Below are 15,136 nucleotides of genomic sequence, written 5' to 3'. Positions count from 1 at the left end.
CCCTTCCACGGGTCGGTGGCGGGTTGAGGGACCCGCGGCTCGCCGTCGGCCCGGTCGGGCTCGGCGGCGTCGCCGGTTGGCTCAGTCACGCTGTCTCCTTGTCGGCATTCGCGGGTCCCACGTGCTTACGCATGCTGCCGCATTCGGACCGTGCGGCTCATGCCGGGTCCTTTCCGAATAGGGCGCGCGCCGCACCGGCAGTGACCACGGAGCCGGTCACCACGACGCCCGCACCGGAAACCATCTCGCCCGCATCACCGACCTCCTCGGCGATTGCGATGGCCGTTTCCAACGCGTCGGGCAGCGTCTCGGCGGTGACCACCCGTTCGTCACCGAAGCGCTGCACGGCGAGGTCGGCGAGGCGTTCGACATCCATGGCGCGCGGCGAACCATTGTTGGTGACCACGATCTCGTCGAATATCGGCTCCAGCGCGTCCAATATGCCCGCCACGTCCTTGTCGCCGAGCACCGCGACGACACCGACCAGCTTGCGGAAGTCGAATTCCGCAGTCAGCGTCGCGGCCAGTGCGCGCGCGCCCGCCGGATTGTGCGCGGCGTCGATGAAGATGGTCGGGGCATTGCGCATGCGCTCCATCCGGCCGGGACTCGTGACGCTCGCAAAACCAGCACGCACCGCCTCGACATCGAGCTGCCGATCAGCACCCGCGCCGAAGAACGCCTCGACAGCCGCCAGCGCGAGCACCGCATTGCGCGCCTGGTGCTCACCGTGCAGCGGCAGGAAGATTTCGTCGTAAATCCCACCGAGGCCCTGCAATTCGAGCTGCTGGCCGCCGACCGCTATCTGGCGGGCCAGTACCCGGAACTCCGATCCCTCGCGCGCCACCGCGGCATCGACCTCGACCGCCCGGCGCAGCAGCACATCCATGGCTTCGGGTTCCTGCTCGGCGATGACGGCGACGGTATCGCGCGGCACCAGGCTCTCCGGAGCCCGTTTGATGATCCCGGCCTTCTCCCCCGCGATGGATGCGAGATCGTCACCGAGGAAATCGGTGTGGTCCAGACCGATCGGGGTGATCACCGCGACCTGTCCGTCGATGACATTGGTCGCGTCCCAGCGGCCGCCCATACCGGTCTCGACGACCGCGACATCCACCGGGGCCTCGGCGAAGGCGGCGTAGGCCATGCCCGTGAGCACCTCGAACTTGCTCATCGCCGGACCGTCGGCGGCGGCGGACTGCTTATCGATCATTTCGATATAGGGCAGCAGTTCGCGGTAGGTCTGCACGTACTCGGCCGGGCTGATCGGCGCATTATCGATGCTGATCCGCTCGGTGGCCAGCTGCAGATGCGGACTGGTGATCCGGCCGGTGCGCCGGTGCAGTGCGGTCAGCAGCGCATCGATCATCCGGGTCACCGAGGTCTTGCCATTGGTGCCCGCGATGTGGATGGCCGGATAGCTCTGCTGAGGTGAGCCCAGCAGATCCATCAGCGTCGCGATGCGGCTCAGCGATGGTTCGATCTTGGTTTCCGGCCAGCGCCGATCCAATTCCGCCTCGACCAACGCCATTTCAGCCAGATCCACCGGGGACGGCCCGGATCCGAGTCGTCGCTTCCGATCTTCGTCGTCGGCGTACTGGGGTTCTGGTTCGTCGTTCATTTGCCGCTCAGTTCCGCGAGCCGGGCGCCGATGCGCGCGACCTCGGCCTCGGCGACATCGCGACGTCCCTTGATCTTGTCGACCACCTGGTCCGGCGCTTTGGCCAGGAAGGCCTCGTTACCGAGTTTGGCTGTGGTGGTTGCCAATTCCTTCTCGGCCGCGGCGAGGTCCTTCTCCAGGCGGCGGCGTTCGGCATCCAGGTCGACCGCGCCGGAGGTGTCGAGCTCGACCGTCACGGTCGAGCCACTGAGGCGCACCTCGACCGAGGCGGTCGCGGCGAATTCGGCGCCGGGCTCGGTGAGCCGGGCCAGGTTGGTCACCGAATCGTGCAGTTCGGTGAGGCCCGCGGTATCCAGGCCGATCAGCTTGGCCGCCACCTTCTGCTTATCGGCCAGACCCTGATCGCTGCGGAAGCGACGGATCTCGGTGATCAAGCGCTGCGCATCCGAAATACGTTGTGCGGCGGTCACATCCGTGGCCACACCGGTGGCCTGCGGCCAAGTGGCGACGACGACGGATTCGCCGCTGGTCAGCGCCCGCCACAGCGATTCGGTGACGAACGGGATAACCGGATGCAGCAGCCGCAGCACCGCGTCGAGCACATTGCCGAGCACGATACTGGTCGACTCGGCGCGCGAACCACCGGCGGCGAACTGCACCTTGGACAGTTCCAGATACCAGTCGCACAGCTCGTCCCAGGCGAAGTGGTACAGCGCCTCACACGCCTTGCCGAATTCGTAGGCGTCGAAGGCCGAATCCACCTCGGCGCGAACCTGTTCGAGCCGATCGACGATCCAGCGGTCGGCGTCGGTGAGTTCGGCGCGATCGGGCAGCGTGCCCTGCTGCGCACCGTTCATGAGCGCGAACTTGGTGGCGTTGAACAGCTTCGTCACGAAGCTGCGTGAGGCGAGGGCATGCGATTCGCCGACCGAGAGGTCACCGCCGGGCTGCGCACCGCGCGCCAGGGTGAAGCGCAGCGCGTCGGCGCCGTAGGAGTTGATCCAGTCCAGCGGGTCGATGCCGTTACCGCGGGATTTGGACATCTTCTTGCCGTGCTGATCGCGAATCAGGCCGTGCAGGAACACATCCTTGAACGGCACCTGCTTCGCACCGCCCTTGCCCGCGGTGAGGACGTGATCGTCGGAGACGAAGGTGCCGAACATCATCATTCGGGCCACCCAGAAGAACAGGATGTCGTAACCGGTGACGAGAACGCTTGTCGGATAGAACTTCTGGAGCTCCTCGGTGGAATCGGGCCAGCCCATGGTGGAGAAGGGCCACAGGCCGGAGGAGAACCAGGTGTCGAGCACATCCGGATCCTGCACCCAGCCCTCGGGCGCGGTCTCGTCCGGACCGACGCAGACCACCTCGCCGTCGGGGCCGTACCAGATCGGGATGCGGTGGCCCCACCACAGCTGCCGCGAGATGCACCAGTCGTGCATATTGTCGACCCATTCGAACCAGCGCGGTTCCTGGCTGGTCGGGTGAATCACGGTGTCGCCGTTGCGAACCGCGTCACCGGCGGCCTTGGCCAGCGATTCCACCTTGACCCACCACTGCATCGAAAGCCGCGGCTCGATCGCCTCGCCGCTGCGCTCGGAATGTCCGACGCTGTGCAGATAGGGCCGCTTCTCGGCGGCGATCCGGCCCTCGGCGGCGAGCCGCTCACGCACCTTGACCCGCGCCTCGAACCGGTCCATACCGTCGAATTCGGTTCCAGTGCCGGTAATCCGGGCGCGCTCGTCCATGATGTTCGGCATCGGCAGGTTGTGCCGCAGGCCCATCTCGAAGTCATTGGGGTCATGCGCCGGCGTGATCTTCACTGCGCCGGTGCCGAATTCGGGATCGACGTAGTCATCAGCGATGATCGGGATCTGGCGTCCGGTGATCGGATGCTCGAGGGTGCTGCCGATCAGATCCTTATAGCGCGGATCCTCCGGATGCACCGCCACCGCGGTATCGCCGAGCATGGTCTCCACCCGGGTGGTGGCGACGATCACATGCGGCTCATCGTCTTTCAGCGAGCCGTAGCGCAGCGAAACCAGTTCGCCCTCGACATCCTCGAATTTGACCTCGATATCGGAGATGGCGGTGCGCAGTTCCGGCGACCAGTTGACCAGGCGCTCGGCCCGGTAGATCAGGCCCGCGTCGTATAGGCGCTTGAAGATGGTCTGCACGGCACGGGAAAGCCCGTCGTCCATGGTGAAGCGGTCGCGGCTCCAGTCGACGCCGTCGCCGAGCGCGCGCATCTGCCACTGGATCTGTCCGCCGGATTCGCGCTTCCAGTCCCAGACCTTGTCGATGAACAGCTCGCGGCCGAAGTCTTCCTTGGTCTTGCCGTCCACCGCGAGTTGCTTCTCCACGATGGTCTGGGTGGCGATGCCCGCGTGGTCCATACCCGGCAGCCACAGCACCTCGTAACCCTGCATGCGCTTGCGGCGCGAGAGGGTGTCCATCAGGGTGTGGTCGAGTGCGTGGCCCATGTGCAGGCTGCCGGTGACGTTCGGCGGGGGCAGCACGATCGAGTAACCGGGCTTATCGCTGGCGGGATCGGCGGCGAAGTAACCAGCCGCTACCCAGCGCTCGTACATCTCGGCCTCCACCTCGCTGGGAACCCAGCTCTTGGGGAGGGCATCGGCACGATTACGCGGGTTGTCAGGGGTTGCGCTGGTCACCCCGGCATTCTAGTGGGATGCCCGCTGAGCTCCTAAAAGGGCTAGCGCATAGAAAAGGCGGGGTCTTCGGTGGATGAGGGACACCGAAGACTCCGCCCACAGGTGGAGCTTACCGCCGAAACGGGCCCGAGCTCGGAATCCACAACCAATTCTCAGCTTCTCGACGAGTTCAATATGCGGCTGCCGCAATGGCACCTTTTCCGCCCCTGACGGCGCGTCTGCTGCCCAAACAGCCGGACGCTCGCGCTGGCGGATGAGGGGGTTACACCCCTGCCGCACCGGAGTCGACCGCTGTCCTCGGCCGAACCACCATCGACCGCCTACGCCCGGTCGGTTTCGCGGCTTGCCGAATCAGGGGACGAGCACCGTAAGCGCGCCGGGCACCGCGCGGAGGGTTACGGGAAGAGTGCCCGCAGGTTCGCCGTCGGCGGTAGCGGGAGCGCCGGGAGCGGTGAGAGTCACCTGGGCGACGCGATACTGCTTCGACTTCGGATGATCGATTCGCTTACCGGCCGACAGGGCTGGCAGCATGCGGAGCATATCCAGGCGGGAAACCGCGCCTACGACAGTCAGATCCAGTAGCCCGTCGTCCATTACCGCATCCGGGCAGACCCGCATGCCTCCGCCGTAGGTGCGGGTATTGCCGATGGCCACCATGACGGCATCGGTCTCGATGACGGTGTCGGTATCGGGATTGTCGAGTGCGCCGGGCACGACACCGGACAGCTCGATTCGGTACGGCACGGTGAAGCGCCCGGAGATCTCGGCCAGTGCGGCGAAGGTGTAGCGGAGTGGACCCTTGGGCCAGCGCATATCGTTGGCGCGCAGGGTGACTCGCGCATCGAACCCGGTGCCGGTAACGGTGGCGAACCACTTGGGAGTGAATCCGGGCGAGGGCGATTCGATGCGACCGAGGTCGATGGTGCGGGTGCGGCCGCCGAGGATCAGGTCTGCTGCTGCGACGGGATCGTCAGTGGGCACACTGATCTCGCGCGCGAGATCATTGCCGGTGCCCGCGGGTATCAGGCCCAGCGCTACGCCGGTCTGCGCAATGGCTTCCAGCACGACATTCATCAATCCGTCGCCACCGATGCAGACCACCGCATCCGGCGTGGCGCTGCCGGTAATCGAATCCCGCACCTGGCGTATGGATTCGGCGGCCGATGCCGCGCGGACCTCGGTGACCTCGACCCCCCGAGCGGCGAAACGCGCCAGCGCGGCCGTGGCCACCTCGTGTCCTCTGCCGACACCGGACTGCGGGTTGGTCACAACGGTGATCGCACGCATCGGACGCGAAGCCTGTGTCACGGGACCAGCTTTCCCGGGTTGAGGATGCCCGCGGGGTCCAATTCCCGCTTCACCGCGCGCAGTACGCGCACGCCGAGATCGCCGATCTCCTCCGGAATCCAGGGGCGGTGGTCGGTGCCGACCGCGTGATGGTGGGTGATGGTGCCGCCCACGGCCACGATCGCGTCACCGACCGCACGTTTCGCGATATGCCACTGGGCGATCGGATCGTCCAACTGCTTGGCGATGACGGTGAAGTACAGCGACGCTCCGGTCGGATAGGTGTGCGAGATGTGGCACATGACCAGCGGCGGGGTGCCCTGTCCAGCAAGTGAATCCGTTAGTGCCGCAGTCACCTTCGCCTTGAGCTGGGCCAGATTCGACCAGGTGGTCGCGGTTTCGAGGGTTTCGCACAGCACACCGTGATCGAGCAGTGCATCGCGCATATAGGGTGCGGCGAAACGTCCGTGCTCCCATTCCTGAGCCGGGGTCTGTCCCAGCGAAGTCCCGCCCCCCGCCGCGAGCAATGCGCCCGCCTCGGCGCCGCGGGCCGCGACATGCGCCTGGGTGCCTTCGAAGGTGGTGACGGCCAGACAACCGGCCACCGCCTCGCCGCCGATATCGGCGGAGCGCGCCAGGTTCACTCCGGTCTCGACCTCATCGGACAACCGCAGCACCGTGGGCGCGGCACCCGCCTGCACCACTGAACGCAGTGCGGCGGCGCCAGTTTCGAAATCCGGAAACGACCAGGCCTGGTAGCCGATGGTTTCCGGGGCCGGATGCACCCGCAGCGTCACCTCGGTGATCACACCCAGCGCACCCTCCGACCCGACGAACAATTCACGCAGGTCCGGGCCTGCGGCGGAGGCGGGTGCGCGGCCGAGTTCGATGGTTCCGCTGGGTGTTGCGACCTTGAGATGCTGGACCATGTCGTCGAAGCGGCCGTAGCCCGCCGATGCCTGACCGGAGGACCGGGTTGCGGCGAATCCGCCGATACTGGCGAATTCGAAGCTCTGCGGGAAGTGACCGAGCGAAAGTCCATGTGCGGCGAGGAGTTCCTCAGCCTTGGGTCCGGTGAGTCCCGCGCCGAGCGTGGCGGTGCCACTGACCGGGTCGATCTCCGAAATACCGTCCAGGCGGCGCAGATCCAGCGCTATGACGGTGTCGAAGCGACCGCGGACCGGATCGACGCCGCCCACCACGCTGGTGCCGCCGCCGAAGGGTACGACCGCGATGGCATTGTCGGCGCAGTAACCGAGCACCGCGAGTACCTGCTCGTGATCGGCGGGGAAGACGACAGCATCGGGTGCGTCCTGCGGACCATCGGCGCGACGACGCAACAGGTCCGGGGTGCTCTTACCGCCCGCGTGCAGCAGCCGATCGTGGTGGTCGACCGAAATGCTGCCCACGCCGACCACCGCGACCAACCCGTCCCGTTGAGTCGGCGTCAGCGTCGACTCGCGTAGCGGCACATCGCCCTCATCGCGGCGCGCCACCGGGTCACCGGACACTCCGAATACCTGCGTCAACAGGTCCCGAATCGAAGCCGAGAGCGGCTTGTGTCCGGCGGGGATGCCCCAGGCGTCCCAAACCATACCCGCCGCATACGTGGGCTCGCCCAGGTTTGCGGCAGCCGCACCGGTCTCGGACTGTCCGATTTCGTCGGTGTGCTGTTGCGTCTCGACCATGCGTTACAGTTTGACATAGACTGTCAAGCAGTAATGATCAGGCATCCGTTTTCCGGCACTTCGGTGCCGCCGACACCCGGTGGTGATACCCGATGACCTCCGCAGCGTCCACCCCCGATGACGCGCTCTCGGCCACCGATCTCGCGATCCTCGACGCGGCCAGGGCCTGCGTCGAGGAGTTCGGGGTGCGCCGCACTACACTTACCGAAGTCGCCCGCCGCGCCGGTGTCAGTAGGCCCACCGTCTACCGCCGCTGGCCGGATACCGGATCGCTGGTGGCCGAACTGCTGGTGCGCGAATTGCACGCGATCGTCGCCGACACCATGCCTGCCGCGGGAGATGCGCGCACGCGGCTGGTCGCGGGGGTGGTCGCGGGTGCGGCGACGATTCGCTCGAATCCGTTGTTCGGCAAGATCTTCCGCACCGATACCGATCTGATGCTGACATATGTCTTCGGCCGCCTCGGGCGCAACCAGCGCGCTCTGATCGACCTGTTCAGTACGAGCATTCGAGAAGGCCACCGGGACGGCACGATTCGCGCGGGCGACCCGGAACAGATGGCGACCATGCTGCTGCTCATCGCGCAGTCGGCGGTGCAGTCGGCCGGTACGGTCGCGCCGTTGCTGGCCGGTGCGGCGCTGGACACCGAGTTGGCCCGTGCGATCGACGGTTATCTGACCCCCGTCGAGAAGGCGCAATGACAAAGGCCCGAATACCTCAGCACCGGCGATTGCCCGCCGTCGAAAAGGATTGTAATGACTACGAATTCGGCTGATCCCCACGGCAATTCCGCGCTGAATGCCGCACGCCGCAACCGTGAACTGACGCTGCTCGGCGACGGCGGCGAAATCGACGTGTTGGTGATCGGCGGCGGCGTGACCGGAGCCGGTGCGGCGCTCGATGCCGCTGCGCGCGGGCTGCGAACCGTGCTGGTGGAGCGCCACGATCTGGCATTCGGCACTAGCCGCTGGAGTTCGAAGCTGGTGCATGGCGGGCTCCGATATCTGGCCAGCGGGCAGGTCGCCATTGCACACGAAAGCGCGGTCGAGCGCGGGATTCTGATCACCACCACCGCACCGCATCTCGTTCGCCCCCTGCCGCAGCTGGTACCGCTGCTCCCGGAAATCGGTATCGCACAACGCACTTTGATCCGCGCCGGCTTTGTCGCCGGTGACGTACTGCGCCGCAGTGCCGGCACTTCGCCTGCGACACTGCCACGTTCGCGTCGGGTATCCACCGCCGAGGCGCTGCGGTTGGCACCGATCGTGCGTCGCGACGGGTTGCGCGGCGGCCTGCAAGCCTGGGATGGACAGCTGGTGGACGATGCGCGGCTGGTAGTCGCGCTGGCTCGCACGGCCGCCGCACAAGGCGCGATGATCCTCACCCGCCTGGAAGCCCTCGACGTGACCGGCGATTCGGCCACCCTGCGCGACACCCTGACCGGCGAAGCCATGACCGTACGGTCCCGCACGGTCATCAATGCCACCGGCGTCTGGGCCGATCAGGTCGACCCGAGTATCGAACTGCGTCCGAGCCGCGGCACCCATCTCGTTTTCGATGCCGAATCATTCGGCGGACTGACCGCTTCGCTTACCGTCCCCGTCCCCGGCAGTACCAGCCGTTTCGTCTTCGCCTTGCCCGCCGCGCACGGCCGGGTCTATCTCGGTCTCACCGATGAGGATGCCCCCGGCCCGGTTCCCGACGAGCCGAAGCCCACCGACGCCGAAATCGATTTCCTGCTCGACACCATCAACACCGCACTCCGAGAGCCATTGACCCGCAATGATGTTCGCGGCACATACGCCGGACTGCGCCCGCTGCTGCGGACGGCCGACAACAGCACCGCCGATATCTCCCGTCAGCACGCGGTCCTGCACTCCCCCACCGGCGTCATCACGATTGTCGGTGGCAAACTCACCACCTACCGCCGGATGGCCGAGGACGCTCTCGATGCGGCGATCGCGCACGGCAACCTCACCGCCGGTCCGTGCCGAACCAAGCGACTTCCGTTGGTCGGCGCGGTCTCCGGTGCGGCCCGCGATCGCATCAACGCCCCGACCGTGCTGGTCGAGCGCTACGGTAGCGAGTCCGCGTCCGTACTCCAACTTGCCGATCGGAATCCCGCCTTGGCCGAACAGGTCGCGCCCGGAATCGACGTCACCGCAGCCGAATTCGCCTTCGCGATCACCCACGAAGGCGCCCTCGACACCGATGACCTGCTGGACCGCCGCACCCGGATCGGTCTCGTCCCCGAGGACCGCGCGGCGGCCCTGCCCGCAGCGGAGGCCGCCTTCGCGCGGCAGTATTAGCTCAGTCCATTTGCCAGGTGTCGAGTTCGGCGCGCATGGCGGCGCGCGGCCAGAGGTCGAGGCCGTGCGCGGCCTCGGCGGCCCGGATTTCGCGTAATTCCGCGGTCTCCTCGGCGGCGGTCAGAAAGCGGAAGCCGAGGCGTTCGTAGTACGGGCCGTTCCAGGCCACATCAATGAAGGTTGTCAACGTGATCGCCTGCATCCCTTGGGCTTTCGCCCAGCGCACGGCATGGTCGATGAGCCGTTTGCCGATCCGCTTGCCCGCGTGATCCGGATCCACCGAAACCTGGTCGATATGGGCGTTACCGTCGACGATCCCGAGGATCAGATAGCCGATCGGGCGGCCAGCGGCATCGGGAAAGATCCAGGCGCGGCCCGCGTGCTGGAATTCCCGCAGCGTATCCAGTGACGGCGGATCGTCATCGGCAACGGCCATCATGCCGATGTCGGCGAATGGTTTGCCCGCCACGCGCTCGATATCTTGCAGTATCGGCAGGTCGTCCTCGACCGCCGGTCGAATCATCCGCATAGACGATTCTCCCACGGCATTCATTCGACCGGAGTCGCCAGGATGCCGTTGACCAGCGCACGCAGCGCCCAGCGCGACCGATCGTCGCCGCCGCCCGCCAGCATCTGTTCGCGCATGGCCACCAGTGTCGGATAGCGGTCGGCAGGTAGTTGGGCGAAATGACGGGCGACCTCGGCGACATAGTCCTGCTCGTTGGTGTCCTTGGTGTTGTACGTGCTCTGCTCCACGGCCTGCGCTGATATGTGCAGGTAGATCAGGTCGACGGCCCAGGAATTGGTCTGCGGGTCCACGCCGCCCTCGGCGAGCAGGGCGAGTAGCCGCTCCACGATCAGCAGCGCGTTCGGGCTCGTCGGGATCGAGCCGAGCGCGACCAGTGCGAGTCCCTCGTGTTTCGACATCGCGTCGACGGTCGTTTCGACCAGCGTCGTCAGGCGGTCGCGCCAAGTGTCGCCCGTGGGCTCGGGCACCGTACCGAGCACCTGGTCGAGCATGGCGGCCATCAGGTCGTCACGGTTGGCGACGTAGACATAGAGCGAGGCCGCGCCGGTATCGAGGTCCTGGGCGACGCGGCGCATGGTGAGGGCGGCCAAGCCGTCGCGGTCGAGAATGCGCAGACCGGTATCGATGATGACGTCACGACTGAGGGGTGCCTTCGCGGGACGGGCCCGGCGGCTGACGGGTGCGGCGCTCATATTTCGGAGCATACGCCTCGACGAACAGCGTTTGACACGAACGACGTTCGCCGCATAGGGTTTCCATCACATCGAACACTGTTCGTGACGATCATTGTTCGCTGCCGACACATCTTCCTCGAGAGCTGGACATGACCACCCCAACACAGCAAGCGGCGCCACCAGATACCAAGGTCAGCCCCCGAATGTGGGCGATATTGGCCGTCATTCTGGCGGCTGACATCCTCGACCTACTCGACTCGACTATCACCAATATCGCCGCGCCGACCATCGCGCGGGATCTGCACGGCGGACCAGCGCTGATCCAGTGGCTCGGTGCCGGATACGCCCTCTCCCTCGGCGTTCTGCTCGTCGTCGGCGGCAGACTCGGCGACCGCTTCGGCAAACGCAGGTTGTTCCTGATCGGCTTGGCCGGGTTCACCCTCGCCTCGATCGCCTGCGGCCTCGCCGTCGATCCGACCACGCTGATCTCCGCGCGACTCGTACAGGGCGCCTTCGGCGCGATGCTGATCCCGCAGGGTTTCGGCATCCTGACCAGCGTCTTTCCCCGTGAACAGCGCGGCAGGGCATTCAGCGTTTTCGGTCCGGCCCTCGGCCTGTCCGGAGTATGCGGACCGATCCTGGCCGGATTTCTCGTCGATGCCGATCTATTCGGCCTCGGCTGGCGTGCCATGTTCCTGATCAATATCGGGCTCGGCGGGCTTGCATTCGCCGCCGCCTATCGCCTACTGCCAACCGAACAGGGCGATCGCACCGTCACCATCGATGCACTCGGCGCTGTTCTGCTCGCCGCAGCGATGCTCGGCACACTATTCGGTCTGATCGACGGCTCGGCCCACAGCTGGACCGCTTCATCGTTCGCGTCGATAGCGGCGGGAGTCGCGGCCTTCGCGCTGTTCGCCCGTCGGCAGGTCACCGCGGTCGCTGCGCTGATCGAGCCGACGTTACTGCGGAACCGGGGCTTCACCTCGGGTCTGATCCTCGGACTCGCCTTCTTCGCCGCGGTCTCCGGGCTGTTGTATGTGCTGTCGCTGTTCATGCAGAACGGCCTCGGTTATCGCCCGACCGAAGCCGCGCTCGGCCTGGCGCCGCTGGCCGTCGGCATAATCATCGCGTCGATTGCCGCGCACCGACTATTGGCTGAACTCGGTCGCAATCTCATCCTGATCGGCCTATTGATCACCCTTTTCGGCACCGGCCTGCTACTGATTCTCGCACTCACCACCGCAATCACTAATGCCCCTTGGGCTCTCGCCGTGGCGATCCTCGTGCTCGGCCTCGGTATGGGCACTTGCTTCGGCAGCATCTTCGTTGTCACCATCGGCGATATCGACCCGTCCGAGACCGGCAGCGGTAGCGGATCGCTCTCCGCCGTACAGCAACTCGCCAATGCGATCGGCGCCGCCGCCATCACCACGGTGTACTTCCACACGGTCGGCTCCGGTGCGGCGCACGCACTCACGGCCAGCCTCGTATTCGTCACGGCCATCACGCTGATCAGCCTCGGTCTGGTGCGGCTGCTGCCGCGACATGCCCAGGCCGAGCCACAGCACTGAATCACTCTCGACTCGAGGACTTCTCATGATTCTCATTACCGGAGGCCGCGGCGCGGTCGCCACCAAGCTCCTGTCCCTGCTGCGCGCCGACGGCCACCCTGTCCGCGTCGGTTCCGGCCGGCCCGAGCAGCTTCCCGCGGGAGTACCCGCCATCACCTGCGACCTGCGCAACCCGGCCACCTTCGCCGCCGCACTCGACGGCGTCACCTCGGTATTCCTGTATGCCGAACCCGAATGCATCACCGAATTCGTCTCCGCCGCAACCGAAGCCGGAGTCGATCACATCGTGCTGCTGTCCTCGTCCGCGGTGCTCGATCCGGCTGCGACCACCAATCCGGTCGCGAAGTCCCACCTCGACGCCGAACTCGGACTGGCCGACGCACCGATGACCGTCTCCGTGTTGCGTCCCGGCGCCTTCGCCGGCAATGCCCGCGGCTGGTCGTTCGCGATCAAGGCCGAACGCCCCGTCAGCCTCCCCTACCCCAATGCCTACACCGATCCGATCCACGAACTCGACGTCGCCGAGTGCGCACATGCGCTGCTCACGAAACCCGACCACCGTGGCGGTATCTATACCCTCACCGGTCCGCAGACCTTGACGTTCACCGCGCAGATCGACCTGATCGCCGAGGTCACCGGCCGCACCGCAACCATCGCCCACGTCACCCCCGACGCGTGGAAGCAAGAGATGGCCGAATTCATCCCTGGCCGCTACGCCGACGGCCTGCTCGACTATTGGCGACGCTGCGACGGCGTCCCCACTCCGATCACCGACGCCGTCTCCATCCTGACCGACCACCCCGCCCGGCCATTCACCACCTGGCTCGAAGACCACGCATCCGAGTTCACCGGCTGACACCTGTCCGGGCTCATCGCGCACCGACCCGGCAGTATGAATCCCGCCGTACCGCCGGTCGTTCGCGCAGTGTCCGCGCGCAGCGGTTTGCCGCTCGCAGAAGACCGCATCTGCGGGATGGAGTCTTTGATATTCAGTGGTGCACGACACCTCGTCGATCAAGGCCGGTAAGAATCACAGCGTGTGCGCGCTTGCGGTTCTTCGGCGGCCGGTTTCGGGTGCTGGGCACGTTCTATGCTGGACGCCGGTAGTGGGCCGGGAAGGAGGCGCGAGTGCGGAATGACGCGTCGACGGTGGGGATTGCGCCGGGTGATGGTCTGATCGCACGCTTCGGCGCGGTTGTCGTCTATCTCGCGGACGAGACCCCTTCGACCGACCGGATACTCGGTGCGATCGAGGCCGTCGCGGATGCGCGCCATCCCGGGGCCGCGATCGCGCAGCGGCTGGCCGCAGTGGTTTTCGGCGGCAATTCCGAGGCGCCACCGTTCGGAGTTATCGCACCGACTGCTGATGGCACCGTCATTCTGCTGCGCGGACAGGTCAGCGCGGAGATCCAAGGCGCGGAAGGATCCCGCCGACTCTCCGGAGCCCGCGCGTTCACCTGGGTAGACGAAATCGTGCGAGAACCGGTGCGCCGGATCGCGGTCGGCGCGGACATCGCCTTCCCGATCCACGAACTCCCACGCACCGACCTGCGCGCCGGCATCGTCGCCGGCAGCGGCTTCGTCCTGCGCATAGCCACCCGCCGCACCGGAAAATCGGCGAACACCCGAGCCCGCACCACCGCTAACCCCTCCCCCGCCGAACCCCCGCCCACCGCTCCGGCCGGATTCGAAGCCCTGCGCGTCCCGACCGCAAAATCCGCGACCGAATCGACACCAGCCGCAGGCTCCGCCCAAAGCGCAGGCGTCACACGCGAGGCTGGATCTGCCCGTCCGACAGGGGAGTCCAGCCGAGACCCCGCTGCGCGGTCGACCGCCCCCAACGAGCAGGGGCGCTCCGCAGGATCCGCCACCGAGTACGACGGGCCAACCGAGAGGGCGGGAACCACCGGATCGGTGGACTCTGGCCAATCCGCACAGCGATCCACTACCAAGTCCACCGCACACGACAAGCCAACCGAAAAGGCAGGACCCACCGGATCGGTGGACTCTGTCCGGTCCGCGAGGGGATCGGCGGCGCAGAGCGTGGGATTCGGCGCGTCGGCCGATAAGGTCGGGCCCGCGAGATCGACGTCCGCTGCTCGACTCGGCGCAGCATCATCGGAGGCGCGGCCGAGTGGTTCGGCACCGTCGCGTGCATCCGGGCAGGCAGATGCGCCGGAGGAAATCGGCACCCAAGCCATGCCCGCCCGGGAACGAGAGGACGCCGCTGGAACGCGGGCGGGTTCGGCAGCGCGGCCGGAACCGATTGCATTGCACAAGATTCCGGCGTTGCAAGGGGTACGACCGCGGCCGCTACGACCAGTAGGCGAGGCGAATAATCAGGAGAACTCCGGGGCGCGACCGCCCGTAGGCGCGCTGGTTCTGGCGGATGGCTCCGCGTTTCCGCTGGACCGACCGTATGTCGTCGGCCGCAGCCCAATGATCGACGAGACAGTGCGTGCCGCCACTGCCACACCCCTCGCGGTCCCGCGCGATCGCCACGTCTCGCGGGTGCACGCCTACGTCTCGGTCGACCGCGGGAAGGTCTACGTCCGTGACGCCGCAACCCCCGCAGGCACATTCATCGCCGCCCCTGGCGCCGACGAATGGACCCGTATCGGCACAACGCCCACCGAACTGCACCCGGGATGGAGCCTCCGCATCGGCCAACGCATCCTCACCTACCGCACCGAGGCCCACCCGAAGCACCCAACCGAGGCAACCAGCAAACGGCGCCGTTCCTGAGCAGCTCACACCGCCACCGAAAAGCCTCCGGCCTCCG

The 15,136-nt window shown here is 66.6% G+C and carries 11 protein-coding genes; 5 read left to right on the top strand and 6 right to left on the bottom strand.

Annotated features, from left to right (window positions below; genetic code table 11):
• Positions 1–157: 157 nt before the first annotated feature.
• From AB0J47_RS00965 to AB0J47_RS00950, 4 genes are all read right to left on the bottom strand, one after another.
• Complete coding sequence (locus tag AB0J47_RS00965; protein ID WP_364339760.1) at positions 158–1,528, bottom strand: folylpolyglutamate synthase/dihydrofolate synthase family protein; 1,371 nt, start codon at positions 1,526–1,528, stop codon at positions 158–160.
• Positions 1,529–1,614: 86 nt separating this feature from the next.
• Positions 1,615–4,293, bottom strand: a complete 2,679-nt coding sequence (locus tag AB0J47_RS00960; RefSeq protein ID WP_364339019.1) for a valine--tRNA ligase — start codon at positions 4,291–4,293, stop codon at positions 1,615–1,617.
• Between the two features lie 351 nt (positions 4,294–4,644).
• Positions 4,645–5,601: a YegS/Rv2252/BmrU family lipid kinase gene (locus AB0J47_RS00955; RefSeq protein WP_364339016.1), complete on the bottom strand. Its 957-nt coding sequence runs from the start codon at positions 5,599–5,601 to the stop codon at positions 4,645–4,647.
• Positions 5,598–7,175 carry an FAD-binding oxidoreductase gene (locus AB0J47_RS00950; protein WP_364339758.1) on the bottom strand — a complete coding sequence of 526 codons (1,578 nt, stop codon included), beginning with the start codon at positions 7,173–7,175 and terminating at the stop codon, positions 5,598–5,600. The genes AB0J47_RS00955 and AB0J47_RS00950 overlap by 4 nt, the downstream gene beginning before the upstream one ends.
• 185 nt (positions 7,176–7,360) lie before the next feature.
• Between AB0J47_RS00950 and AB0J47_RS00945 the strand changes: the two genes are divergently transcribed.
• Both AB0J47_RS00945 and AB0J47_RS00940 read left to right on the top strand, forming a co-directional pair.
• Positions 7,361–7,969, top strand: coding sequence for a helix-turn-helix domain-containing protein (locus AB0J47_RS00945; protein WP_364339014.1), 609 nt, complete (start codon positions 7,361–7,363; stop codon positions 7,967–7,969).
• Positions 7,970–8,023: 54 nt separating this feature from the next.
• Positions 8,024–9,577 carry a glycerol-3-phosphate dehydrogenase/oxidase gene (locus AB0J47_RS00940; protein ID WP_364339012.1) on the top strand — a complete coding sequence of 518 codons (1,554 nt, stop codon included), beginning with the start codon at positions 8,024–8,026 and terminating at the stop codon, positions 9,575–9,577.
• A gap of 1 nt (position 9,578) precedes the next feature.
• On the opposite strand, the gene AB0J47_RS00935 is transcribed toward AB0J47_RS00940, so the two are convergent.
• Entirely contained in the window at positions 9,579–10,106 is a 528-nt protein-coding gene (locus tag AB0J47_RS00935) for a GNAT family N-acetyltransferase (protein ID WP_364339010.1), read from the bottom strand.
• A gap of 20 nt (positions 10,107–10,126) precedes the next feature.
• The gene (locus AB0J47_RS00930; protein WP_364339008.1) at positions 10,127–10,798 is read right to left on the bottom strand and encodes a TetR/AcrR family transcriptional regulator C-terminal domain-containing protein; all 672 of its coding nucleotides are present in this window, start codon (positions 10,796–10,798) and stop codon (positions 10,127–10,129) included.
• 131 nt (positions 10,799–10,929) lie between these two features.
• Between AB0J47_RS00930 and AB0J47_RS00925 the strand changes: the two genes are divergently transcribed.
• The 3 genes from AB0J47_RS00925 (at position 10,930) to AB0J47_RS00915 (ending at position 15,099) form a co-directional block, all read left to right on the top strand.
• Positions 10,930–12,354 (top strand): MFS transporter, encoded by a 1,425-nt coding sequence (locus AB0J47_RS00925; protein ID WP_364339006.1) that lies wholly within the window; start codon positions 10,930–10,932, stop codon positions 12,352–12,354.
• Between the two features lie 25 nt (positions 12,355–12,379).
• A complete protein-coding gene (locus AB0J47_RS00920) occupies positions 12,380–13,210 on the top strand; it encodes an NAD(P)H-binding protein (RefSeq protein WP_364339003.1) in 831 nt (276 codons plus the stop codon).
• A 272-nt stretch (positions 13,211–13,482) separates the two neighbouring features.
• Positions 13,483–15,099 (top strand): FHA domain-containing protein, encoded by a 1,617-nt coding sequence (locus tag AB0J47_RS00915; protein ID WP_364339001.1) that lies wholly within the window; start codon positions 13,483–13,485, stop codon positions 15,097–15,099.
• Positions 15,100–15,136: the final 37 nt, after the last annotated feature.

Source organism: Nocardia sp. NPDC049737 (assembly GCF_040674755.1).
Classification (GTDB): Bacteria; Actinomycetota; Actinomycetes; order Mycobacteriales; family Mycobacteriaceae; genus Nocardia.
This window is presented reverse-complemented; position numbering and strand designations above follow the sequence as displayed.